We start from the raw sequence: 22,121 nt of genomic DNA, 5'->3' as shown, positions 1-22,121 counted from the left end.
GATGGATCAGGCCGCCATGTGCTCGCATTCTTCCGCGCAGCTCAGGCAAGCCTTGGCACAGGCCTGGCAGTGGTCCATGTCATGCTTGGCACACTCTTCACCGCAAGCACGGCAGGCCTTAGCGCACAGCGCACAAAACTCCTTGGCCAAAGGGCTCTCGCGCTGCATCAGCACTGCTGCCAGGGCGCACAGGTCGGCGCAGTCCCGGTCAAGCTGAATACAGCGCGCCATCATTTTCACGTCTTCTTCCCGCAGGCACGCCGATGCGCACATTTCGCAGACGAGGGCACAATTGGAGCAGGCTTTAATGCAGGCGTCGTAAGCAGAAGTCATCATGATCGTTCTCCGTTTGAAATAAAGGTTTGATTGATGGGCTCAAACGGGCATGGCCTTGGGAGGCGGATCAGGCAGGGAGGGGTATACAGAGTGGTAGAAGGACGGCGCGTAAGGGTCCGAAGGAAGAGGGGCACGGGCAAGTGTTAGCCGTACCGCAGCAGCCTGTGCCGGAACGCAGCAGCATGCCTTGACCATCAGGGTGTTCTGAGAGGCAGGAGAGGGCGACGAGTGGCGAACGTCAATCTGTTCGGCCTGCATGAAAGGGCACGGAGATCCGGGCGTACAGCATGCCTGGGCGTAGCCACTTCCAAGGAAGAAGCCCAGCAACAGCACCAGAAAGGAGGCGCGCATACCCATGCCTGTCGTCACCTGCTTGTACACGATACAGGTATGAACCGCAGGAGCCGCCCAAGGTTTCATTGCTGGGCAGGAAAGCTGGCGCTATACCATCAAGGGTGCGCTGCGGCGCAAGATTGCCTCATGCGCCACGCCCAGAGGCAGCGTGCCGTAGACATAACCGTGGCGCTCGCCTAGCCGGCTGGCCAGAAAGGCATCACTTACCTCATGGTTACCCGCATCCAGCAACAGACGCGCCTGGAGGGCCAGGGCGATGCTCTCCGTGACCTGTCGGGCGCGGTACGGCAGATCATCCTGCTCAGCCAAGGCGGCCTTCAACCGCGCCACATGGGCTTGCAACCGCACATCTCCATGGCCTTCATCCAGATGTTGGAACAGGACGGCCGCCACGTCCGGATTGCGCGACAGCGTACGAAGCACATCCAGACACTGCACATTGCCGGAGCCCTCCCAGATGGAGTTCACCGGCGCCTCGCGATACAACCGTGGCAGGAGGCTGTCCTCGATATAGCCCGCCCCGCCCAGGCACTCCTGCGCCTCGTTGATAAAGGCGGGAGCCCGCTTGCAGATCCAGTATTTACCCACCGCCGTGACCAACCGCGCGAAGACCCGTTCGCTCATATCGTCCGGCTGATCCAACGCTTGTGCCAGACGCAGCGTGAGTGCCAGAGCGGCCTCGCTTTCCAAGGCCAGGTCAGCCAGAACATTTTGCATGAGCGGTTGCTCAACCAACCGTTTGCCGCTGACCTGCCGGTGAGCACAATGGTGCATGGCTTGTGTAAGCGCCTGCCGCATGAGCGAGCTGGAACCAATCATGCAGTCGAAGCGGGTCATCCCCACCATGGTCAGGATATTCGCCACACCACGGCCTTCCTCACCGATCAGCCAGGCCAGCGCACCGCGGTATTCCACCTCGCTGGAGGCATTGGAGCGGTTACCCAGCTTGTCCTTGAGGCGCTGGATGTGAAACTGATTGCGGCTGCCGTCCGGCCGGAAGCGCGGCAGCAGGAAGCACGAAAGCCCTTGGGCGGTCTGCGCCAGCGTCAGGAAGGCATCACACATGGGCGCCGAGCAGAACCACTTGTGGCCAACCAGTTCATAGGCCTCGCCCGGGCCAGGAGAGTCCACAGGGTAAGCCTGAGTGGTGTTGGCGCGCACATCAGTGCCGCCTTGCTTCTCGGTCATGGCCATGCCAAGTGTCACACCGCCCTTGGTCTCCATGGGCGCATGGGACGGATCGTAGACACGCGCCGTGACCTTGGGAAGCCAGCGCGCAGCCAGCTCCGGCTGGTGCAACAGGGCCGGTACGCTGGCAAAGGTCATCGTCAGCGGGCAGCTCGTACCGGCTTCGGCCTGATTATGCAGGTACATGAGGCCTGCCCGTGCCACGTGAGCGCCAGGCTGCGGATCGGTCCATGGCAGGGAAGGGATACCGTGCTCGACGGCGGTACGCATCAACTCGTGGTAGGCAGGGTGAAACTCGACCTGGTCGATACGATGACCGTACCGGTCATGGCTGTGAAATTCGGGGGGATACCGGTTCGCCAGAAAACCGGCCGCCATCAGAGGTCCTCCCGCCAGCGCCCCATAGACACCGAGACGGTCATCCGCCCAACCACCGCGGTAGCGGTGTATCCACTCCTGAAGTGGCGTATCCAGCCGATAGAGGTTGACTCCTTCCAACGGCGGGACCTGATTGAACACCTCGTGCGTTTCGGCGAACTGACTCCACAACATGGCGACCGCTCCCTGACTAAGGTGGGTTAGTTATAGCGCCATTGTCCGGGGGCGGGGAGTGCTATTTGCCGAGACCGATGAAACGCGGCGGCATCAGCCAGCCACCGCGTGCACCAGAATCACTGTGCTTGGGGCGCCAGTGCTGACATGGTGATAGCCGCCAGTGCGGTGTTCTGCATTAGCATGGCGAACTGCTCCGGGGTCATTTTCTGGCCGTTGAAGTCGACCATGTGGTCGGCATAGTTGAGCGTAGCGATAATGTCATCGCCTTCCACCCGAGCCATCTGCGACGACGCCGCCATGTCGCCTATCGCCTCACCTGCCGCCTTGGCCTCCTGGGCAGCGTCGGCCGCATCCTGGGACGGATCACTCTTGAGCGAGAGCAGGTCAGCGATCATCGGCTTGGAAAGGCGAAGCTGCATATCCAGCCGGCTGATCATCTGCTGGTACACCTCGGCGGGCGACAGATGATCGTATTCCTCCGGACGCGTCAGATTGACCGCCATGTTGAAGCGGCTCTCGCCGTGGGCGGTCTTGAAGGACAACTCGTCCAGCGTGACCACGGGATTGGCCGCCAGCAACGTACTGCCAAAGGCCTGCATACGGGCCCGCTCTTCCGGCAGCATCGCGGGCATCTGCTGGGTTTCCGGATCGATTTGGACACGCTCGGCATACTGCGAATAGGTGGTCGCCATGCCTTGCAAGGCTGCCGCATCGATATCCCTGAAGCTCAGGGACATACGGCCACTTCCTACCTCCTTACCGTCAACCGTCATGCCACCCAGTGTGTAGTGGATGGTATCGGCGAGCCTCAGGCCGTGCTCCTGCAGATTGTCCTGGGCGGTAATATCGCGCATGACCACCGGTGGAAGGGTGTCCCCCTGGATCTGCATCGACTGGAGGCCCAGGTCCGAGCGGCCCGTATACAGCCCGCTCTGTCCCAGGCTGCGATCGGCGGTAACACGCATGCCTTTCAACGTTGTGCTGACCATCGCTCCGTTTTTGGTCGGCGAGGTCAGCACCAGGCTGTCCGCCGACAGGTCGAGCTGATAGCGTTTCAGCTCAAGGTCAGTCTTGAACCCAAGCGTTGCCCCAGCGACGGCTACGTGTCGCTCATCCTCATTCAGCTCGAAGGGCTGCAGCGTCAGCGTGCCATTCACCTGCTGGTCGTAACCAATTACCGCTGTGCCGTACGCGGGTACCGCATTGTTGGCAGCCGTGAACCAAGCCTGCAGGCTGGGGCTGGATTCCAGCGCAAAATGGCTGCTGGCCATGACCGGCGCCAGCTTGAAAGAGGCCAGGCGGGACGCAGGGAAGGGGCCGTGCTCCAAGTGGTCGACCATGAGCACTTCAATCGGCGTGTCCAATCCCAAGCCGCTACCCGGCAGAACGATGCGGTAGTGGGCGGTACTCTTGAAGAGTCCCTTGTCCAGGCTGACCAGTTCCATATGCGCCGATTGATCAGGCAGCGTCTTGGCCCATTGTGTATTGGTCTGGTCAATGGCCTGGTTCAGCGCACCTTCCAGTTGGGTACTTGTATACCAGGCACCGCCCACAGCGACCGCTCCAACGACCAGGGCAACACCGACAGCAATTCCAGCTGCTTTTTTCATGAGAGAACTCGTATAAGGGGTGAAAATCCATTTTCAGCCGGTCGAGCACCAGCGGCGCGGCCAGTCGAAAGGTCCGGCTTGCGGCTTCAGGCCTGCAAGCCGGCGCGATTATGCCAATCGCCTTGGGTATCGGCTATGTTGATACGCGATCAGGCACGGCTCAACGGCAGATAGATACGAAACTGTGCGCCGCCACGCGCCGACTCACCGGCCTCAATGCGGCCACCCTGCAGCACCGTGAGCGTCTTGACGATGGCAAGGCCCAGGCCGGTTCCGCCACTGGCCCGGTTACGCGAGGCATCCGCGCGTTGAAAGCGTTTGAACAGATTGGCCTTGATGACATCAGGCAGGCCGGGACCGGCGTCGCTCAGCACGATTACAGCCTGTTCGGCATGGGTACTCAGGCGAAGCTCCAGCCAGCCGCCTTCGCGTGCATAGCGCAGCGCATTTTCGATCAGGTTGTTAAGGATCTGTCGCAGCCGATCCTCGTCGGCCTTGACCGTGAGGTCCGGGGCCTCCACCGCCAGCTCGGCCTCAATCCCATAACTGTCCAGACGGCTGGCATATTTGCCTAGGGTGTCCCGCGCCACTTCAGCCAGATCCACCGTGACCATATGGAGCGACAAACGCCCGGCATCGGCTACCGACAGGGTATGCAGATCATCCACCAGCCGCCCCAGGTGTTCAGCCTGTTCGAGTAGCTTTTGAAACTCCAGGGGCTCGGCCGGAATGACTCCATCGCACAGGGCATGCAGCCGGGCCTGCAGAATGGCAATAGGCGTGCGCAGCTCATGGGAGATGGCAGCCGCAGTGGCCTTGCGCTCATGCTCTAAAGATTCCAGGGAATCGGTCATGTGGTTGAAATCGCGTACTAGATCCGCCAGCTCGCCACGCTGGCTCTTGCTGTGCGCCCGCACGCTGAAATCGCCCAGGGCGATCCGGTTGGCCGCCTCAGCAATGGACCCCACCGGCAAGGTCACGAGTCGCGACGTCCAGAGCCCGGCGATCAGGCCGAACGGCAGACAGAACACCAACCCCAGGACAAGCGCCAGCTGCTCGCCGTCCCAAGGGTCGCCCCGCCAGTACTGGCTGTAGATCTCAATCATCCGGGGACTGTTGTCCTGATCCTGCGCCTCAAGCAGATCCATCTCCTGCCGGACGTTAACGGGCAGGTTGTTGTAGAAGCGGTCGTACTCGTATTGGGTGTAGACGAATATGGTGGCCCAGAGCAGGCCGATGGTCACAAAGACCGTGGCAACAATATTCAGCCCGAAGCGGACCCATATGCGGTCTAGGACTCGGGCCATAGTCGATACCCGATGCCGCGTACAGTTTCGATCAGATCATCACAACCGGCATCCTGAAGCTTGCGCCGCAGCTTGCTCAAATGCGAGTCGATGACCCGATCCAGCGCGTCGCTTTCCGGCAGGCAGGACTCGATCAGCTCGCTGCGCGAAAAGCAGCGGCGAGGCTGGTTGGCCAGCGTGCTCAACAAACGAAATTCGGTCAGGGTCAGTGGCAGGACCTGAGCTTCGCCGCCTTCGCTGTATGCCCGGGCCATGTAGGCCTGCTGGTCGATTTCCAGACGACCTACGCGCAGCGGGGCAGACGTATGTGTCTGCGCCTGGACAGCACTGGTGCGGCGCAGTACCGCCCGGACACGGGCCACAACCTCGGCCGGGTTATACGGCTTGACCACATAGTCGTCGGCCCCCAGGCGAAGGCTGAGCATCTTGTCGAGATCGTCGGCCAGGGCGCTGACCATGATGACCGGCGTCTCGCTTTCGTTGCGGATGGTCTTGAGGATGTCTACGCCATCCATGCCGGGCAGGCGGATATCAAGCAGCACGATGTCTGGACGCATACGACGGAACAGCTGGAGGGCTTCGAGCCCGTCCGCTGTATGCACGGTACGCAAGCCGTCACGTTGCAGATAGGCCACCAGAATGTCCGAGATGCTCGGTTCATCCTCCACGAACAAGACGAGAGGACCTAATGGCCGGGAGTCGTTACTCATACATAGCGCCTCTGAGTTCAATCCGAAGCAGTATACGGACCTGCTCACACCTCTACGAGGGTAGCTCCGCGGACTACCAAACTAGCGCAAACCAAGCGTATCGACTTGGACTTCATGCCTGCGCGTTCATTCATCCGCACCGGACGTTCGCGTCTCCATCGTTCCTCCACAAAACCTGCAAAGCCACGCAAGTTTGACTTTGCACAATTCCCTCACGCCGTAGCCTCGGGCTACACAAACCTCTTTCGATTGGATACTCGCTGTCCAGGGTTCGCTGTCGTATGGTTCGCTTTCCGGTCACGTTTCGCTCTACCTGCAGCCTGGCACTCACGGTGCTGGCGGGCTGCTCGCAGATCGATGCACCGGCGCTGCCCCAGACGCTGCCGGGCCAGTGGCAGCAACAGGTTGCCCAGCCTGCATCGGCAGCGCCGACCGTTGATCTGCACGGCTGGTGGAAGTCCTTCAACGACCCCGTACTGGATAAGCTGTTGGCACGTGCGGTATCCGATAACCTGACGCTGGCCCAAGCCTCGAGCCGTCTGAAGCAGGCCCGCGCGCTGACACGCCAGACTGACGCCGATTATCTGCCCCAACTGTCATTGGCAACCCGCAGCAGCGAGGAAGTCTCAGCCACGGATACCTTTTTCCAGATCAGCCTGGACGCGGTCTGGGACCTGGGATTGTTTGGCGCGCGTGAAGGTGCTGAAAAGCAGGCCAAAGCCAGGATAAAGCAGGCCAAAGCCGAGCAGCAGGCCGCCCAGGTCACTGTAGTTTCGGAAGTGGTGCGCCAGTACCTCGAACTGCGCGCCGCCCAGCAACAGATCCAGACGCTTGAAGCCCTGGCGGCGCTGGATCAGAAGGCCCTGGCCCTGCTGGATATCCGTATTCCCAGCCATCTGGCGTCGCCCGATCAGCGCCTGCAACTCCAGGCCCAACAGGCCGAGACCCTGGCACGCCTGGCGCAACCCCGCCAGGTCCAGGCACGAGCCCTGCAATCCCTGGCCGCGCTGCTGGGGCAGACCTCACCGGATGCCTCTTGGAATACGGTACAGCCGCTGCCGCGCATCAAGCAGGTCTCGGTGCAGCAGGTGCCCAGTGACCTCCTGCGCACCCGTCCCGATATCCAAAGGGCAGAAGCCGACGTCCTGCAGGCAGCCGGTGAGCTGGGTCTGGCCCATGCCAATCTCTATCCTCACGTCGCGCTGGGCACTTCCTATCTGTATGCCTACAACATGACAATGCACGAAAAGGTCCGCTCAAACAGCGTTCCCATGGTAGGTCCGATTATTGACCTGCCTATCTTCAATTGGGGCCAGCGCAAAGCCGCAGAGAAAGCCCAGAAGTACGCTATGAAGGCCGCCTTGCAGGGTTACCGCCAGGTCTTGCTCGATAGCGTTGCCCAGACCGAAGCGGCCCTGGCGGCCTTTAGCCAGGAGCAGGAGCGGGTCACGCACCTACAACAGGCAGAAGCGGCACTGGACGAGCGGGCGCAGCACGGCCTGACCCTGACTCAACTAGGCCTGACCAGCCAATGGGAGCAGCTAGACGCCCAGCGTGACCAGTTGCAGGCCTCGCTTCAACTTACCACGGCCCAGGCTCGTCGAAGCCTGGCATTCGTGGCGCTCTATAAGGCGCTGGGCGGCGCACCGCTTCCTGCCGGAGCCGGGGAGAAGCACACATGATTGCCCTGGCCCGTAAGACACTGTTCCACGAGTGGCGCCGCTTTCTACCCGCCATTCTGGCCATTGGCTTTTCCGGTGTGCTGCTGACGGTGCAGGCTGCACTGGTGCTGGGTATCTTTGGCAGCGCGGCGGTGTATGTCTCGTCCTCATCCGCCGATTTATGGGCGGGCTATCCAGGTACCCAGAGCGTCAACTTTGGTCGGACGATCAGTCCTGACGTAGAAATGCGCCTGCGCATGGACCCGGATGTTACCGATGTAGAACCCTATATCTGGGTGGAAGGCGACTGGCATGGCACCCATGAGAAAAGCGGTGGAGTCTCGGTCTTTGTATCGGGGATCAATCCGGGCCGCCAGGGCATGATGTTTTCCAGCCTGCTCTCCTCAGGACTGCGCCAGCGCCTGGAAGAGCCCAACGCCGTCATTGTCGACCGCTCGGAACTGAATCAGCTGGGCGTCAGCCTGGATCAATCCGCATGGATCAATGGCCATCGCGTTCATGTCGTCGCGGCCATTGCCGGTCTGCGCGGCCTGGGTGGCGTCAACGTGCTGGCCTCACTGGACACGGCCCTCCTGCTGCAGGGGGATGACAATCCTGGCAGCGGACCGACCTATTACGTTGCCAAGGTGCGCAAGCCCAGCCATGTCGAGGCGGCCCAGGCCCGCCTGGTCGCCAACCCATCTTTCGGTCCCTTCGAGGTCTGGACAGCCAAGCAGTTTGCCTGGCGCTCCCAGCTCTACTGGATGTTCGATACCGGCGCGGGGGTAGCCGTGCTGTTCATGGCAGGCATTGTCTGCCTGGTCGGCGGGGTGATCACCAGCCAGTCGCTGATGGCCATGGTAGCCGCCTCTGCTCGCGAATATGCGGTGCTCAACGCCTTGGGCGCCAGCTTCCGATCACTGTGTCAGGTGGTGCTTGAACAGTCCTGCTGGGTTGGCGGGCTCGGCTTGCTTGTTACCGGGCTTACCAGCACGGTCCTGCTAAGCGTCGCCGCCCGCCATGACGTCCCCGTGGCCATGAACACCCCGATCGCGTTGATTTGCGCCGCCCTGGTCCTGGGCCTTGCGCTCGTGTCCGGGCTCATTGCCATGCGCGGCCTGCTGCGCGCTGACCCCGCACTGCTGTTGAGGTAATGACATGACTCCTGTGAAGCGTCCCGCTCCCAGCCTGGAAGCCGATGAGGTCAGCAAATCCTTCCTCATGGGCATGGTTCGCCTGCACGTATTGCAACGGCTGTCCGTCTCCATCTATCCGGGTGAGCTGACCCTGATTTCAGGGCCTTCGGGCTGTGGCAAGAGCACCTTGCTGTCGCTGCTCAGTGGGTTGCAGGCGCCGGACGAAGGTGAGACCCGCGCTCTGGGCCAGAAGCTAGGTGGACTGGCCAAGCGTGCCCTTGAGCGCTTTCGTCTCAAGCACACCGGCTTTGTCTTTCAGGGCTTCAATCTGTTTCCGGCACTGACCGCTACCGAGCAGGTGGCATTGCCGCTGGGCTATCTGGGCTTTTCCAACCAGGACGCCCTGGAGCGCGCCCGGCAGGTGCTCAAGGAAGTGGGGCTGGCTCACCGGCTCGACCTGCGCCCGGCTTCGCTGTCTGGCGGCGAGCGGCAGCGTGTGGCACTTGCCCGCGCCTTGGCCAAGCGCCCCCAACTGCTGTTTGCCGATGAGCCTACCAGTGCCCTGGATGCCGAAAACGGACAAAACGTCGCCCGGATGCTGCAACGCATCGCCCATGAGCAAGGTTCGACCGTGCTGTGCGTCAGCCACGATCCGCGCCTGATCCGTCATGCCGACCGGGTACTGGAGATGGAGGACGGGCAGATTCAACGTGACTGGCGACCCTCCGAACAGGGCAGCCACGCCCGCAGGGAGTTTGCCTGATGAACATGCGTATTACCCACAGTCTGCTGGCCGCCTTGATGATCGCGTCGGTCGTAGGCTGCTCGGACAAGAAACCTCCGCGACCGGCGAAACCGGCTGCGACCGAAGCCGCAAAATATGTAGCCATGGCGAGGGGCAAGGTAGAGGTGCAGGGTGGGCTGCTGGAGCTTAAATCCCTGCAGGCCGGCCGACTTGCACGCCTTACCGTGGCCGAAGGCGACACGGTCCAGCGCGGCGCCGAACTGGCAGCGCTGGACGACCGAAGCGCCCGTACCGAACTCAAGGCCTATGAAGCAGAGCTGGCGCAGGCGCAGGCCCGGCAGAAAGCGGCGGAGCAGCGTCTGCCGCCAGCACGCCAGCGCGCGCAGCAATTGCAGAAGGCCGCCCGTCAGGGTGCAGTGGATCCTCAACAGGCAACCGAGGCCCGGCAACAGGTTCAGCAGCTGGAATCGGCACAGGCCGTTGCCAAGGCAGGGGTCGAGATTGCCCGCCAGCACGTCGCGCTGGCCAAGGATCGACTGGCCGAGCGCGTATTGCACGCACCGCAGGCCGGGACGGTAGTGCGCGTCAACGCCACCCAGGGTTCGCTCGTTTCGCCAGAGGATGCCAGGCCGCTGCTGGTGATCCTGCCGGAGCGCCCGCTGCAAATCCGCGCAGAACTCAATGAAAGCTTTGTCCATCGTGTGAAGCCGGGCATGACGGCAGATGTTGTGCTGGAAGCCGAGCCCGGCCAGCCGCCCCTGAAGGCGCACGTGACACGCCTGGGCGATCTCTTTGGCAGCAGCCACCTGGACGACGACAGCCAGGGACATCCCAACGTGCGAGTGGTCGACTGCCTGCTCGCGTTCGATCAGCCGCCGACGCTTCGTATCGGCCAGAATGTACGGGTGAATTTCCATGAATAATCTTTCACACTCCGTGCTCGACGAATCGCTCAGGCCCTATACGCCTGTCGTTCGCGAGGTTTTGCCGAACCCTTCGCAGCCCTGGATGATCCAGTGCGATTTCGACGGCACCATCAGCCAGGTCGATGTGATCGACTCCCTGCTCGAACGCTTTGGCCGCCCCGGCTGGCAAGAGCTGGAAGACGATTGGGAGGCCGGTCGGATCGGCTCCCGTGACTGCATGCAGGGCCAGGTGGCACTGCTGGACATGTCGCAGGAAGAGTTTCACGCACATCTTGACGGTATCGCCATCGATCCGGGCTTTCAGGCCTTCGTTGAGGCGGCCGGTGAGCGGGGCCTGTTGATTCAAGTCATCAGTGACGGGCTAGACTATGCGATCCGCTATATCCTGCGTCGCCACGGCCTGGGCGGGCTGCCCGTGCAGGCCAACTACCTGACCCAGACCGGCGAGCGCAGCTGGGAACTTGCCTCTCCCTTTGCCAGCCCGCACTGCCTTCGCGACAGCGGCACCTGCAAGTGCGAGCGGCTTGCCCTTCAGCACCAGCGCCAGCAACGCGTGTTATTCATTGGCGACAGCACTTCGGACTTCTGCGTCTCGGGCCGTGCCGACTTTGTGCTGGCCAAGTACAAGCTGATCGATCATTGCCGCCAGCGCGGCTATCCCTTCGCACCGATTTCCACTTTCAACGACGCCCTGTCCTGGCTGGACGAGCTCGTTCCTCAAGAGCAACCCTCTCGATGACTGAACATGAATTTCTTCTGGAAGGCGGCCGCACCGGCGCCCTTCTGATCCACGGCCTGACCGGAACGCCCAACGAGATGCGCCTGTTCGGCCGTGGGCTGAACAAGGCTGGCTTCACAGTCTATGGTGTTCAACTGGCCGGCCACTGCGGCACAGCCGATGATCTGGTCGAAACACGCTGGCAGGACTGGTATGCCAGTGTTTGCGCTGCAGCGGACAAGCTGCGCGAGCAGGTCGATCATGTCTTCGTGGCGGGCCTGTCCATGGGCGCGCTACTGGCACTCAAGCTGGCAGCCGATCAGCCGGACCGGATTGCCGGCGTAGCCGCGCTGGCGACCATGTTCCGCCACGACGGCTGGAGCATGCCGTTCTACACCCGTTTCTGCTTCATCCTTCCGATCTGCAAGGCGCTGGGCATCGGTCGCAAGACCATGTTCATCGAGCAGCCGCCCTATGGCATCAAGGATGAAATGCTGCGCACCTACATCGTCGACCAGATGAATTCCGGCGACAGCGCCGCAGCAGGCTTGCCGGGCAATCCCTGGTGGGCCGTGGCAGAGATGTATGCCCTAGCTACCCAGGTACGCAAACAGCTCGGCGACATCACCTCACCCTGTCTCGTGATGCACGCGACCCAGGACGACATTGCCAGCCTCGACTATAACGCGCGACTGGTAGAGCGCTCGGTCAAGGGCCCGGTGACAACGGTCTGGCTGGAAGACAGCTACCACATGATCACAGTGGACCGTGAGCGGCGCAAGGTGGCCTCCGAAACGGTTGCGTTCATCAAGAGCGCGCTGGGCGAGCAGGCAGTATCGCCTGTGGCGGACAGGGTCACGGCATGACGGCCGAAACCTCTCCGGGGCTCGTCATCGTGCTGTGGATCGCCAATGTGGTGATCGACAGTGTCGGCCAGCTGGCGTTCAAGGCTGCAGCGACCGAGTCGGCGGACAAGGGCGGACTTGCGCACTGGATAGAGATGAGCCGTCGCCCGTGGCTGTGGCTGGGAATCGGCTGCTACGTGATGGAGTTTGTCGTGTGGCTGGCGTTTCTGTCGTTGGTGCCGCTGTCCCAGGGTGTACTGCTGGGCTCTATCAATATTGTGGCCATCATGCTGGCGGGGCGCTTTTTCTTCGCTGAAAAGCTCACGCCATTGCGGGTGTTGGGCATCAGCCTCATTTCCATTGGCGTTGCCGTGGTAGGGATACAGGCATGAAGCGTTTCTACCTGATTGGTTTTCTGCTACTCATGGCGTTCGATACGCTGGCGCAGCTGAGCTTCAAATACGCCGCCATGCAGGCCGAACCCCTGTCGATGACCACCGAGTGGCTGTGGCGGGTATTCGGCCATCCATGGATCTACGGTGCGTTCGTAGGCTACATCGGCGCCTTTTTCTGCTGGATGACCCTGCTCAAGCACGTGCCGGTCGGCCCGGCCTTTGCGGCCTCGCACCTGGAGATCGTCTCCGTGATGCTGCTGTCCGTGTGGCTGTTCAATGAGCATCTGGGCTGGCCGCAACTGTTGGCTGCCGGTTTGATCATCCTGGGCATCGTTTGCCTGGCCCTGAGTGAACACCGTGAAGCCGCTTCCTCGTAAAGCCTACTTCGACGCACCGCCCACAGCGGGCCTGCCCTTGCGGTTGCGCGACCTGCTGCCCGGCGGCGAGCGTAACCTGAGCACCGCCCTGGCGCGTTTTCTAGGCGTGGAGCATGTTCAGCTGGAAAGCTCTGGCACCGCGGCAATGGTCATTGCGCTTACAGCGCTGAAAAGGCTGTCACCTGCGCGTACGACCGTTATCGTTCCGGCCTATACCTGCCCGCTGGTGGCGCTGGCGGTTGTCCAGTGTGGGCTTGAGCTGCAACTCTGTGACCTCAAGCCGGACAGCCTCGACCTTGATCCATTAATGCTCGAGGCTTTGTGCAACGAGCAGACCTTGGCCGTCGTCCCAACCCACCTGTGCGGCCGGATCAGCGATATCGACCCAGCGCTTGAATGCGCCCGGGCGGTAGGCGCCTGGGTGATCGAGGATGCCGCCCAGGGCTTGGGCAGCCGTGTCGGTGGTCATAGCATCGGCATACGCAGCGACATTGCCTTTTTCAGCCTGGCAGTGGGCAAGGGGCTTACGATTTTTGAAGGCGGCGCCCTTATCGCCCGCGAGGAGACGATTCGTCAGGCCTTGCGTCATGCCAGTCAGGCGCTGGCGCAGCCAAAACCCTGGCTGGAATTCAAGCGCAGTGTTGAGCTATTGGGCTATGCCGCCCTCTATCGGCCTGCGGGTCTGCGGCTCGCTTACGGCCTGCCGCTGCGTCGTGCGCTGAAGAAAGGGGATTGGGTGGCCGCCGCCGATGAATACTTTTCCCTGCCTATTACGCTGCATCAGGTTGGGTCCTGGCGGCAGGCCGTTGGGGTCCGCGCCCTGAAGCGCCTGCCCGACTTCCTCACACAACAGCGCATACAGGCCGAGCGCAGGCTCAGCCGACTGCGCACTCTTTCTGGGCTGGTTCCCCTTGTAGGTCATGAGGGCGAGGGGAGCTGGCCCGTTTTATTAGTGCTCATGCCCAGCCGTACGTCCCGCGATACGGTGCTAGAGACTGCCTGGGGCAGTGGCTACGGCTTGAGCATTCCCTTCGTGCATTCCCTGCCGGATTACCACTACCTGAACACGACGCTTACCTACAAGCCTCCCGTCGAATGCCGGGAAGCCCGCCGGCTGGCGGATCGAATCCTGGCCATCAGCAACAGCCCCTGGTTGAGCGAGGCTGATTTCGATGTGGTCTATGGGGTGATTAAAGAGGCTTGTCACGCCGAGCGCATGACGCGCTCATAGCCCTGCGCCGTGTTCAGCCGACTAACCAGACGCTGATTGAGCACATGCTGCTCCACCTGCCAGGATTGTAAGGTCAAATCAGGTATTTCCAGCGTCTGGCCATCGCCGGCGCTTAGCCAACGCTTCCAGGCACTGGGGTGCCGATAGACCGAGACATCACCGGTGATATCACTGCCCAAGAGCTGCCCCTTCAAGACCTCAATCGCCTGCATGACATGATGCTCAAGCATGACACCCTGATCCCAGTTGGTGCGGACGACCGAAGGACTGAAAACGTCCTTGTCGATGGACAAGTACGTCGGCTGCTGCTCGCGGATCAGCAGCTCACTCAAAGTGTCGGCCAGGGTATCGGCATCGGCAAAGTTGCGAAAGGCTGACTGCACGCCCAGCCAACGCGCCCAGCCCGTATCCACCCCCAGGCTCCAGTAGCTCAGCTTGCCGCTGCGCAGTGGCGTCAGGTAATTCTCCCAGGCATGCCCACGGCCGATGTCTGGCGAGGTGATACCCACCACATGAACGTGGCTGACCTGCGGCAACAGGGCGACACGACGCACCCAGGAACCGCAATGGATACCAAACAGATAACGCATGTTGTCCGGGTGATTATCGAACACTACGACCCGAACGCCCCATGTACGGGATGTCTGCCGGGCAATGAGCGGCCAGCTCAAATGATGAAAATCACCACTACCCATCAGTACAGGGCCGTGGTTAACGGGTAGGCGGGCCACCACATCACGGCCGAAGGCATCGAGAGTCGAGACGCGGCAGCCAAACCGCACCCGTGCCTGCCAGTCACGCAGGTCCAGGCGCAGGGCGTTGTCTACTGCACCGATAGAGCCATCAAGATCCAGAACGATAGGCTGGTTCACGGCTGTCACTCCATTGGCGGTCACTTTCAAAGTACCGGGAAAAGCGTCGCGCCAGGCCACGCAACAGGGTGTTGCGCACATAGACGGCGTGACAGGTGAAAGTAAAGGAAGCACCCAGGTAGGATTTGATTTCCGGGTCTGTCCAGCCGGCTACGTAATGGGTCAGGCCGTGGCTGAGGGCATAGTCCAGATTGATGAGCCAACTGATGAAGTACAGGTTGAACGACCGGGCTTCGGGATATTGCAGCCCGATGTACTTGTCGATCAGCTTGCCGTCATGCACGAAGCACACGTTATAGCCGATCAGACGATCTTCATGGCGATACTCGAAGACCATTCCACCGCTGCCTGCATCTCGCAGCATCTGCTCGAAAAACCCTCGAGACAGACGATCGAAGTGAATCTCGCTCTGGTCGTACACATTCAGGTATAGCCGGTAGTATTCGTCGATCAAGGCGTCAAGCTGGAACTGCGCATCGCCTGTCGGCACCTCACGAATCGTCAACGCCTCGCGCTTGCGCCATTTACGGCGAATATCCTTGCGGCGGCTCGACGAAAGACGGCCCAGGTATTCCTCCACGGAGGCGAAATCGATGGGTACATAGGCCAGCGCCTGACCTTCAACCAGAACGAAACTCTCTGCCTTGCAGGCCTCAAGCAGCCGCTCCGCATACAGGTTGGCCGAGTCGTCCAGCAGGGGGGAGTCTTGGGGAATATCCTTGATGATCATCATCGGATAGCACCACCCCAGCGCCTTACGCAGACGCTTGACCAGCGAGCGGGCCGACCAGGCTGCCGGGAAGAGGGCATATTCGGAAACCGTCGTGCCGATGAAGGCCGTACGGATACGCAGCCATTTGGACCAATGGCGATAAAGGGGAAGTGATTCGATCCTGCGCTTGAGCGATCCGTCTACTGTAGTCAGCAGATCGAACTCCGCCTCGAAGCCCGGTGTGGCCTGGGGCAGGCGCAGCACCTGAAACCCTTCGGGCGGATGAGCGCTGAACTGATCGATCAGCGCCCCAGGCTCGAGCTGATTGCCGTACAGCGGCCCGGCAGAGCCGGGCCTTTGTTCGAGCCCCACCGCGTCAGGCCTGCTTGGCGCGAGTGATCAACTGGTCAAGCAGTACCATCGCCTGATCGATCTCGGCGAAGGAGATTTCCAGCGACGGTGCAAACGTGATGACGTTCTTGTAGTAGCCGCCCACGTCCAGCACCAGACCGGTCTTCTTACCCTTGTATTCGAGATCGCCAGCCAGACCGATGTCCACCATCTTGTCCAACAGCTCGCGGTTCGGGGTAAAGCCGTCCTCGGTGCAGATCTCGGCGCGCAGGGCCAGCCCCAGACCGTCGACATCACCGATTTCCTTGTGACGCTTCTGGAGGTCCTTCAGGCCTTCCAGGAAGTACGCACCACGGTCCATCACATGCTTTTCGTAGTCTACTTCCGAGGTCATGCGCAGGGTTTCGAGGCCCAGCGCCGTACCCAGCGGGTTGGACGCGAAGGTGGAGTGCGTGGAACCCGGCGGGAATACATCGGGGTTGATCAGCTCTTCACGGACCCACACACCGCCCAGCGGGTTCATGCCGTTGGTGAGCGCCTTGCCGAAGACGATGATGTCCGGCTTCACGCCAAAATGCTCGATCGACCACAGCTTGCCGGTACGGTAGAAGCCCATCTGGATCTCGTCGACCACCAGCAGGATGCCGTGATCGTCCAAGACCTTTTTCAGGCCGGTATAGTAGTTTTTCGGTGGAACGATATAGCCGCCGGTGCCCTGGATAGCCTCGACGTAGAAGGCCGCATATTCCGACTCCTTCGCCTTGGGGTCCCATACCGCGTGGTATTCGTTCTCGAACTTACGGGCAAAGTCCTTCACCAGGTGCTCGCCGTACTCTTCGGCCGTCATGCCTTTCGGGCGGCGGAAGGGATAAGGGAACGGCACGAAGTTGGCGCGCTCGCCAAAGTGGCCGTAACGGCGACGGTAGCGGTAGCTGGAGGTAATGCTCGATGCGCCCAGCGTACGGCCATGGTAGCCACCTTCGAAGGCAAACATCAGGCTCTTGCCGCCGGTAGCGTTACGGACGATCTTGAGCGAATCCTCAACGGACTGCGAACCGCCAACGTTGAAATGCACGCGGCCCGGCAAACCAAACTTGCGCTCGGCGTCCTGAGCGATGGTCTTGGCCAGCTCGATCTTGGTCGGGTGTAGATACTGGCTGGCAACCTGGGGCAGGACGTCCAGCTGCTTGCGCATCACGGCGTCGAGACGCGGGTTCTTGTAGCCGAAGTTGACGGCCGAGTACCACATCTGCAGGTCGAGGTAGGGCGTACCCTCGGCGTCATACATGTAGCTGCCTTCGCAGCCAGTAAAAATCTTGGGCGGATTAACGTAGTGGACGGTGTCGCCAAAAGAACAGTATTTGGCTTCGTCAGCCAGCAAGGCTTCGTTGTTCATGGATTGCTCCAGACTGCGATTGGGTGAGGATCACCGTGGTCTACAGCAGACGCGCGATGACAACTGCCCTGCATTGTGCAAAGGCAACCTTGCTGGCCTGTCGAGGGATTGTGTGCAAAGTGTGGAGATGAAACAGAACGTTTCGCGAAGCGACAAACGTAACGTTTTCAGGCGTGAGCTGGCATTATCAAAGCCAGAACGAACGCAGGAGTACTCTTATGAATATTCGTCCCATTACCGCCGCTGACTTTGATCAGGTCTGGCCGATCATCCAGGCAGTCGTCCAAAGCCAGGAAACCTATGCGCTTGATCCGGCCATGGACCGTGACGCCGCCTGGAAGCTCTGGGTCGAGCTACCCAAGGCCACCTTTGTCGCTGAGCGGGACGGGCAGATTCTGGGTACCTATTACATCAAGCCCAATGCCGCCGGGCCGGGCAGCCATGTGTGCAACTGCGGCTACATGACTGCCGAAGCCGCACGCGGGCAGGGAGTCGCCAGTGCCTTGTGCGCCCATTCACTGGATATGGGGCGCGAGCTGGGCTTTCTCGCAATGCAGTTCAACTCGGTGGTCTCCACCAATCAGGTGGCGGTTGCCCTGTGGAAAAAGCATGGTTTTGAGGTCGTCGGCACGCTGCCCAAGGCCTACCGTCACCGCACCCAGGGGCTGGTGGACTGCTACGTGATGTTCCGCGCGCTTTGATCAAATCGTACCGTTAGGTATCGCCGCATGACACATGCCTGCCATTCTGAATTGTAGGTTGGGTAAAGCGTAGCGCTACCTAACGAAGCATGCTCCATTGAGTAGCGCTACACAGTAGCCTTTGTCAGGGCAATTGCAGGGCATTGCGGATGGTAAAGAAAAGATCCGTCTGATCAGTCAGACCGGACACGTTGGCGGCGCCAGGACCGTAAGCAGCAATCCGTAGCTGCGCGCCGGTATGGCCTTGGTCGCTTTCTTCAGAGTTGCCGTAGCTGACCGTCATGACTGCACCGTCACGCGTGTTCAGGGCTTGGGTCAGGCCGGGCGCTTTCACATCGGGATAGACGATCTGGCTGGAGTGGGCATGATCCGCCGTCACAATAACCAGCGTATTACCGTCAGCCTTGGCAAAAGCCAGCGCCTTTTGCACCGCCTCGTCGAGGTCTACGGTCTCACCGATCTGGCCGCAGGGATTAGCCGCATGATCAGCTTTGTCGATGGAGGCCCCTTCTACCTGCAGGAAAAAGCCCTTGTCGTTCTGATTAAGTAGCTCAATGGCCTTTTGTGTCATGTCTGCCAACGTTGGCATGCTGGCCGTCCGCTCGGAGTTAACGCGACACGTAACGGCTGGCTGATCAATGTTCCCATGGTAACTGGCTTTTGGTCCCATCCAGCGTACCGGCATGTTGCCAGAGGAAAAGAGCCCGAGCAGCGGCTGTTGCTGGTTGGCCTGAGAAATTGATTTAAGCGAATCAAGGTCATTCACTACGCGATAACCGCGTACTTGGGCCTGCTGCAAGAGCGTCTGGCCCCGCCACTGTCCGGCACGGGCCGTTTCGGCGAAGCTCGCTGCGCCGCCGCCGAGCGTAACATCAGGGCGTGTGTTCAAAAGCTGTTCGGTAATCGAACCTTCACCGCCATTTTCCAGCGCATTGGTAGGGCACTGCTTACTGGTGGCAACCGGACCGTAGCATTTACGTCCGGTTACATGGGCGACCAACACAGCAGGCGTTGCGTCCTGGATTTCAGCGGTGGAGACGTTTCCAGTCGCCTTCCCGGCTGTTTTCGCCAACTCCAGTAATGTCTTTTGTGGTTGTCCTTTGATGTCGACACTGATGGCACCGTTATATGTCTTGGTGCCGGTTGCCCAGGCGCTACCAGACGCCGCTGAGTCGGTTACATAGTCAGGCTTGCCCGTCTTGCGATCCAGTGAATAGTGGGTGTACTGGCCCGTGACCGGCAGGGCATCAATGCCTTTGAAATAGCCGCCTGCACCTTCAGCGTAATTGCGCGCGATCGTGATCTCCGAATCACCCATGCCATCGCCAATCAGCAGGATTACGTTCTTGGCAGGCCGATCGGAAAGCGTTGCTTTCAAGGCTTGTGTCAGGTCGCCGTCCAATCGACGGGCACCACCATGCTGGGCGAGGTCGCCAGCCGCACCCCGAGCATAAAAGCTGGCCGGAGCGGCCTTGTTGGTGTCAGTGGAAGCGGGAGGAGTGGTATGCGTGGCGCAGGCGGTGAGCAGTGCAGAGGCAACCAGAGAGGTGGACAGTGCGGCCGTTTGAGACCAACGGGCGGGCATCGTCTTCATTGAATATCCTTTTGACAGTGATCCAAGCGCTTGATTGTTTCAAGGCCTGCCAAAAGTGCCGTGCTCAGATGACCTTTTCATGACAGAAATCAGTGGCAAAAAGCCTGCTACGGTCCGATCTGCATTGAGCCGATTGATACCCAAGCGGGCTGCTGGGTATCAATCTAAGGCGTCTCAATCCAACCTATACATCATGCCGGAGCGGCCGTTGGCAGCTCTACATAACCCTTCAACGCCTGCACACGACGCAGCCATTTCTGAACGGCTACAAAGGGGGCAAGGTCAATGCCGCCTTCCGGCGCCATGGCGGTGTATGGGTAGCAGGCGATATCGGCAATCGTCGGGCCGCCGGCTTCCGGCACCAGCCACTCTTCGCCAGTCAGCTGTTTCTCCAGAACGTCTAGTCCAGCCAGACCCAAGGCCTGACAATCCGTCAGGTTGCCGGTACGCGCAAAGACCGACGTGTTGTTAAGACTGATCGACCGGGCACGGCCTAGTCCATAGCGACCTTCGTTCTGTTCGAAGGCCAGCCACTGCATCACCTTGGCCATGGTCACGGGATCGGTAGGCAGCCACAAGCCACGACCATACTGGCGAGCCAGATACACCAGGATCGATGTGGAGTCCCAGAGCGTTACGCTGTCATCCACCAGAACCGGAATCTGCCCCCGGGGGTTGATGGCCAGAAACTCCGGCTGCCGGTTTTCGCCAGCATTGAGATCGACCTTGACCCGTTGATAGTTCAACTCCAGCACAGACAGCAGCAGACGGATCTTGTAGCAATTACCGGATCGTTCCAGATCGTAGAGAATCAAGGCTGTAACCTCATACAGGAGTCAGGCCGCACGGCAGCAAAACCGTCATCTTACAATGTCCGGGACATGAACACGTTGTAAGGCCCCTCTAATAGAAAACGGCCTCTTGCCAACACCTTGCGTTTTACGCGGTTACTCATAGCATGAGGAGACGTCCAAGCGAGGTGATCTGCATGACCGCCAGTGGCATCCACCCATCTGCTGTAGAAACCTTTACCGCTCAAGAGCGCGAGCGTTTTCTCGCCAACAATCCGAACTCCGTGGCACTGGCCGAACGCGCCCGAAAGTCGCTTTACGGAGGCGTTCCCATGCACTGGATGGCCGACTGGTCCACGCCGGTGCCCCTGTTCGTCGAGCAGGCCAAGGGCGCACGTTTCTACGACGTGGACGGCCATGAATACATCGACTTCTGCCTGGGCGATACCGGCACCATGTTTGGTCACTCACCGGACCCCATTGCCAAGGCATTGGCCGAACAGGCGTCCAACGGCCTTACCACCATGTTGCCGGGCGAGGATGCGGTCGTGTGCGGCGAGTTGCTGGCCGAACGCTTCGGCTTGCCGTATTGGCAGGTCACCGCCACGGCAACCGATGCTAATCGCTACGTGCTGCGCTGGGCGCGTGCCGTAACCGGACGCAAGACGCTTCTGGTATTCGATGGCTGTTACCACGGCACGGTAGACGATGTGATGGTGCGCCACCGCAACGGTCGGACGGTGCCTCGTTCCGGCCTGATTGGCCAAGCGTATGACCTGACCGAATACAGCCGCGCCATTTCCTTCAACGATGTGGCAGCCTTGGAGGCGGCCCTGGCTGAAGGGGATGTCTGCGCGCTGTTATGCGAGCCCGCCATGACCAATATTGGCATGGTCCTACCAGAGGCGGGCTTTCTACAACAGTGTCGGCAGCTGACCCGCCAGTATGGCGCGCTGCTGATCATCGACGAGACCCATACCATTTCTACTGACATTGGCGGCTGCACCCGCCTGTGGAACCTTGAGCCAGACTTTTTTGTGATGGGCAAACCCATCGCTGGCGGCGTACCCTGCGGCGTGTTTGGTTGCAGTGCGGAAATGGCCGAACGCATGCACACAGCGCGAGAACAGGCGCAGGCACATAGCCACGGACACGGCCACAGCGGCATGGGCACCACACTTTCCGCCAACGCCCTGGCCATGCACTGCATGCGCGCCAACCTGGAACAGGTGATGACACCCGCTGCCTATGCCCACATGCTGCCGCTAGCCAAGCGCCTCGCTGATGGCTTCCGCCGATTGATCGCCGGACATGGCTTGAAGTGGTCTGTGACCGAGCTGGGCGCACGGTGCGAGTTTCAGTTCTGCCCAACCCCGCCCAAGACGGGTGCCGAAGCCGAGGCAGCCTTTCATGATGAATTACAGATGGCGCTGCACCTGTATCTGATCAATCGCGGCATCCTGATCACGCCGTTTCACAACATGACGTTGTGCTGCCCCGACACCACCGAGGCAGACGTGGATCGTCTCATCGCCACGCTGGATAATGCCCTGATCGATCTGCTGGCCCTGCCCAACGCCCGCGAATAACCCTAACAACAAGAGCCCTGA

Annotated in this window: 22 protein-coding genes; 11 read left to right on the top strand and 11 right to left on the bottom strand. The window is 60.6% G+C overall.

Annotated elements, in window-relative coordinates:
- Positions 1-6: 6 nt before the first annotated feature.
- The 6 genes from PLU01S_RS00930 to PLU01S_RS00905 form a co-directional block, all read right to left on the bottom strand.
- The gene (locus tag PLU01S_RS00930; RefSeq protein WP_074821087.1) at positions 7-336 is read right to left on the bottom strand and encodes a four-helix bundle copper-binding protein; all 330 of its coding nucleotides are present in this window, start codon (positions 334-336) and stop codon (positions 7-9) included.
- A 39-nt stretch (positions 337-375) separates the two neighbouring features.
- A complete protein-coding gene (locus PLU01S_RS00925; RefSeq protein ID WP_139208656.1) occupies positions 376-687 on the bottom strand; it encodes a hypothetical protein in 312 nt (103 codons plus the stop codon).
- Between the two features lie 90 nt (positions 688-777).
- Positions 778-2,430, bottom strand: a complete 1,653-nt coding sequence (locus tag PLU01S_RS00920) for an isovaleryl-CoA dehydrogenase (RefSeq protein WP_074821081.1) — start codon at positions 2,428-2,430, stop codon at positions 778-780.
- A gap of 119 nt (positions 2,431-2,549) precedes the next feature.
- On the bottom strand, positions 2,550-4,043 hold the full coding sequence (locus PLU01S_RS00915; protein ID WP_074821078.1) for a YdgA family protein: 1,494 nt from the start codon (positions 4,041-4,043) through the stop codon (positions 2,550-2,552).
- A 149-nt stretch (positions 4,044-4,192) separates the two neighbouring features.
- The gene (locus PLU01S_RS00910) at positions 4,193-5,350 is read right to left on the bottom strand and encodes a sensor histidine kinase (RefSeq protein ID WP_074821074.1); all 1,158 of its coding nucleotides are present in this window, start codon (positions 5,348-5,350) and stop codon (positions 4,193-4,195) included.
- Positions 5,335-6,060 carry a response regulator gene (locus tag PLU01S_RS00905; protein WP_074821071.1) on the bottom strand — a complete coding sequence of 242 codons (726 nt, stop codon included), beginning with the start codon at positions 6,058-6,060 and terminating at the stop codon, positions 5,335-5,337. The genes PLU01S_RS00910 and PLU01S_RS00905 overlap by 16 nt, the downstream gene beginning before the upstream one ends.
- Positions 6,061-6,341: 281 nt before the next feature.
- Here PLU01S_RS00905 and PLU01S_RS00900 point away from each other — a divergent pair, with 281 nt between their 5' ends.
- From PLU01S_RS00900 to PLU01S_RS00860, 9 genes are read left to right on the top strand one after another with little or no spacing between them, the layout of a single operon-like run.
- A complete protein-coding gene (locus PLU01S_RS00900) occupies positions 6,342-7,742 on the top strand; it encodes an efflux transporter outer membrane subunit (protein WP_074821069.1) in 1,401 nt (466 codons plus the stop codon).
- Positions 7,739-8,875: an ABC transporter permease gene (locus PLU01S_RS00895; protein ID WP_074821067.1), complete on the top strand. Its 1,137-nt coding sequence runs from the start codon at positions 7,739-7,741 to the stop codon at positions 8,873-8,875. The genes PLU01S_RS00900 and PLU01S_RS00895 overlap by 4 nt, the downstream gene beginning before the upstream one ends.
- 4 nt (positions 8,876-8,879) lie before the next feature.
- Entirely contained in the window at positions 8,880-9,620 is a 741-nt protein-coding gene (locus tag PLU01S_RS00890) for an ABC transporter ATP-binding protein (RefSeq protein ID WP_010796416.1), read from the top strand.
- A complete protein-coding gene (locus PLU01S_RS00885; RefSeq protein ID WP_074821063.1) occupies positions 9,620-10,525 on the top strand; it encodes an efflux RND transporter periplasmic adaptor subunit in 906 nt (301 codons plus the stop codon). The genes PLU01S_RS00890 and PLU01S_RS00885 overlap by 1 nt, the downstream gene beginning before the upstream one ends.
- Positions 10,518-11,267, top strand: coding sequence for an MtnX-like HAD-IB family phosphatase (locus PLU01S_RS00880; RefSeq protein ID WP_083397800.1), 750 nt, complete (start codon positions 10,518-10,520; stop codon positions 11,265-11,267). The genes PLU01S_RS00885 and PLU01S_RS00880 overlap by 8 nt, the downstream gene beginning before the upstream one ends.
- Positions 11,264-12,112 (top strand): alpha/beta hydrolase, encoded by an 849-nt coding sequence (locus tag PLU01S_RS00875; RefSeq protein WP_074821061.1) that lies wholly within the window; start codon positions 11,264-11,266, stop codon positions 12,110-12,112. Before PLU01S_RS00880 ends, PLU01S_RS00875 begins: the two co-directional genes overlap by 4 nt.
- Positions 12,109-12,483, top strand: a complete 375-nt coding sequence (locus tag PLU01S_RS00870; protein WP_074821059.1) for a DMT family transporter — start codon at positions 12,109-12,111, stop codon at positions 12,481-12,483. The genes PLU01S_RS00875 and PLU01S_RS00870 overlap by 4 nt, the downstream gene beginning before the upstream one ends.
- A complete protein-coding gene (locus tag PLU01S_RS00865; protein WP_010796411.1) occupies positions 12,480-12,863 on the top strand; it encodes a DMT family transporter in 384 nt (127 codons plus the stop codon). The genes PLU01S_RS00870 and PLU01S_RS00865 overlap by 4 nt, the downstream gene beginning before the upstream one ends.
- Complete coding sequence (locus PLU01S_RS00860; protein ID WP_074821054.1) at positions 12,844-14,094, top strand: DegT/DnrJ/EryC1/StrS family aminotransferase; 1,251 nt, start codon at positions 12,844-12,846, stop codon at positions 14,092-14,094. Before PLU01S_RS00865 ends, PLU01S_RS00860 begins: the two co-directional genes overlap by 20 nt.
- Here the strand turns inward: PLU01S_RS00860 and PLU01S_RS00855 are convergent.
- From PLU01S_RS00855 to PLU01S_RS00845, 3 genes are read right to left on the bottom strand one after another with little or no spacing between them, the layout of a single operon-like run.
- Complete coding sequence (locus PLU01S_RS00855) at positions 14,067-14,966, bottom strand: arginase family protein (protein ID WP_233432099.1); 900 nt, start codon at positions 14,964-14,966, stop codon at positions 14,067-14,069. The genes PLU01S_RS00860 and PLU01S_RS00855 overlap by 28 nt on opposite strands.
- The gene (locus PLU01S_RS00850) at positions 14,938-16,050 is read right to left on the bottom strand and encodes a GNAT family N-acetyltransferase (protein WP_233432098.1); all 1,113 of its coding nucleotides are present in this window, start codon (positions 16,048-16,050) and stop codon (positions 14,938-14,940) included. Before PLU01S_RS00850 ends, PLU01S_RS00855 begins: the two co-directional genes overlap by 29 nt.
- A 4-nt stretch (positions 16,051-16,054) precedes the next feature.
- Positions 16,055-17,425, bottom strand: a complete 1,371-nt coding sequence (locus PLU01S_RS00845; protein WP_074821048.1) for an aspartate aminotransferase family protein — start codon at positions 17,423-17,425, stop codon at positions 16,055-16,057.
- Between the two features lie 218 nt (positions 17,426-17,643).
- Here PLU01S_RS00845 and PLU01S_RS00840 point away from each other — a divergent pair, with 218 nt between their 5' ends.
- Positions 17,644-18,126 carry a GNAT family N-acetyltransferase gene (locus tag PLU01S_RS00840; RefSeq protein ID WP_074821043.1) on the top strand — a complete coding sequence of 161 codons (483 nt, stop codon included), beginning with the start codon at positions 17,644-17,646 and terminating at the stop codon, positions 18,124-18,126.
- Positions 18,127-18,250: 124 nt separating this feature from the next.
- On the opposite strand, the gene phoA is transcribed toward PLU01S_RS00840, so the two are convergent.
- Together phoA and PLU01S_RS00830 are read right to left on the bottom strand one after the other, a co-directional pair.
- Positions 18,251-19,720, bottom strand: a complete 1,470-nt coding sequence (gene phoA / locus PLU01S_RS00835; RefSeq protein ID WP_312196602.1) for an alkaline phosphatase — start codon at positions 19,718-19,720, stop codon at positions 18,251-18,253.
- Positions 19,721-19,911: 191 nt separating this feature from the next.
- Positions 19,912-20,535: a glutathione S-transferase family protein gene (locus tag PLU01S_RS00830; RefSeq protein WP_074821042.1), complete on the bottom strand. Its 624-nt coding sequence runs from the start codon at positions 20,533-20,535 to the stop codon at positions 19,912-19,914.
- A gap of 173 nt (positions 20,536-20,708) precedes the next feature.
- Between PLU01S_RS00830 and PLU01S_RS00825 the strand changes: the two genes are divergently transcribed.
- On the top strand, positions 20,709-22,100 hold the full coding sequence (locus tag PLU01S_RS00825; protein WP_074821039.1) for an aspartate aminotransferase family protein: 1,392 nt from the start codon (positions 20,709-20,711) through the stop codon (positions 22,098-22,100).
- The last annotated feature ends 21 nt before the right edge of the window (positions 22,101-22,121 follow it).

Origin of the sequence: Pseudomonas luteola NBRC 103146, assembly GCF_002091675.1 — a bacterium.
Classification (GTDB): domain Bacteria; phylum Pseudomonadota; class Gammaproteobacteria; order Pseudomonadales; family Pseudomonadaceae; genus Chryseomonas; species Chryseomonas luteola.
This window is presented reverse-complemented; position numbering and strand designations above follow the sequence as displayed.

What these genes read in the sequence shown, in the direction of transcription:
- PLU01S_RS00930 (WP_074821087.1), bottom strand. Translation starts at nt 336, where the DNA reads ATGATGACTTCTGCTTACGACGCCTGCATTAAAGCCTGCTCCAATTGT.
- PLU01S_RS00925 (WP_139208656.1), bottom strand. Translation starts at nt 687, where the DNA reads ATGCGCGCCTCCTTTCTGGTGCTGTTGCTGGGCTTCTTCCTTGGAAGT.
- PLU01S_RS00920 (WP_074821081.1), bottom strand. Translation starts at nt 2,430, where the DNA reads ATGTTGTGGAGTCAGTTCGCCGAAACGCACGAGGTGTTCAATCAGGTC.
- PLU01S_RS00915 (WP_074821078.1), bottom strand. Translation starts at nt 4,043, where the DNA reads ATGAAAAAAGCAGCTGGAATTGCTGTCGGTGTTGCCCTGGTCGTTGGA.
- PLU01S_RS00910 (WP_074821074.1), bottom strand. Translation starts at nt 5,350, where the DNA reads ATGGCCCGAGTCCTAGACCGCATATGGGTCCGCTTCGGGCTGAATATT.
- PLU01S_RS00905 (WP_074821071.1), bottom strand. Translation starts at nt 6,060, where the DNA reads ATGAGTAACGACTCCCGGCCATTAGGTCCTCTCGTCTTGTTCGTGGAG.
- PLU01S_RS00900 (WP_074821069.1), top strand. Translation starts at nt 6,342, where the DNA reads ATGGTTCGCTTTCCGGTCACGTTTCGCTCTACCTGCAGCCTGGCACTC.
- PLU01S_RS00895 (WP_074821067.1), top strand. Translation starts at nt 7,739, where the DNA reads ATGATTGCCCTGGCCCGTAAGACACTGTTCCACGAGTGGCGCCGCTTT.
- PLU01S_RS00890 (WP_010796416.1), top strand. Translation starts at nt 8,880, where the DNA reads ATGACTCCTGTGAAGCGTCCCGCTCCCAGCCTGGAAGCCGATGAGGTC.
- PLU01S_RS00885 (WP_074821063.1), top strand. Translation starts at nt 9,620, where the DNA reads ATGAACATGCGTATTACCCACAGTCTGCTGGCCGCCTTGATGATCGCG.
- PLU01S_RS00880 (WP_083397800.1), top strand. Translation starts at nt 10,518, where the DNA reads ATGAATAATCTTTCACACTCCGTGCTCGACGAATCGCTCAGGCCCTAT.
- PLU01S_RS00875 (WP_074821061.1), top strand. Translation starts at nt 11,264, where the DNA reads ATGACTGAACATGAATTTCTTCTGGAAGGCGGCCGCACCGGCGCCCTT.
- PLU01S_RS00870 (WP_074821059.1), top strand. Translation starts at nt 12,109, where the DNA reads ATGACGGCCGAAACCTCTCCGGGGCTCGTCATCGTGCTGTGGATCGCC.
- PLU01S_RS00865 (WP_010796411.1), top strand. Translation starts at nt 12,480, where the DNA reads ATGAAGCGTTTCTACCTGATTGGTTTTCTGCTACTCATGGCGTTCGAT.
- PLU01S_RS00845 (WP_074821048.1), bottom strand. Translation starts at nt 17,425, where the DNA reads ATGAACAACGAAGCCTTGCTGGCTGACGAAGCCAAATACTGTTCTTTT.
- PLU01S_RS00840 (WP_074821043.1), top strand. Translation starts at nt 17,644, where the DNA reads ATGAATATTCGTCCCATTACCGCCGCTGACTTTGATCAGGTCTGGCCG.
- phoA (WP_312196602.1), bottom strand. Translation starts at nt 19,720, where the DNA reads ATGAAGACGATGCCCGCCCGTTGGTCTCAAACGGCCGCACTGTCCACC.
- PLU01S_RS00825 (WP_074821039.1), top strand. Translation starts at nt 20,709, where the DNA reads ATGACCGCCAGTGGCATCCACCCATCTGCTGTAGAAACCTTTACCGCT.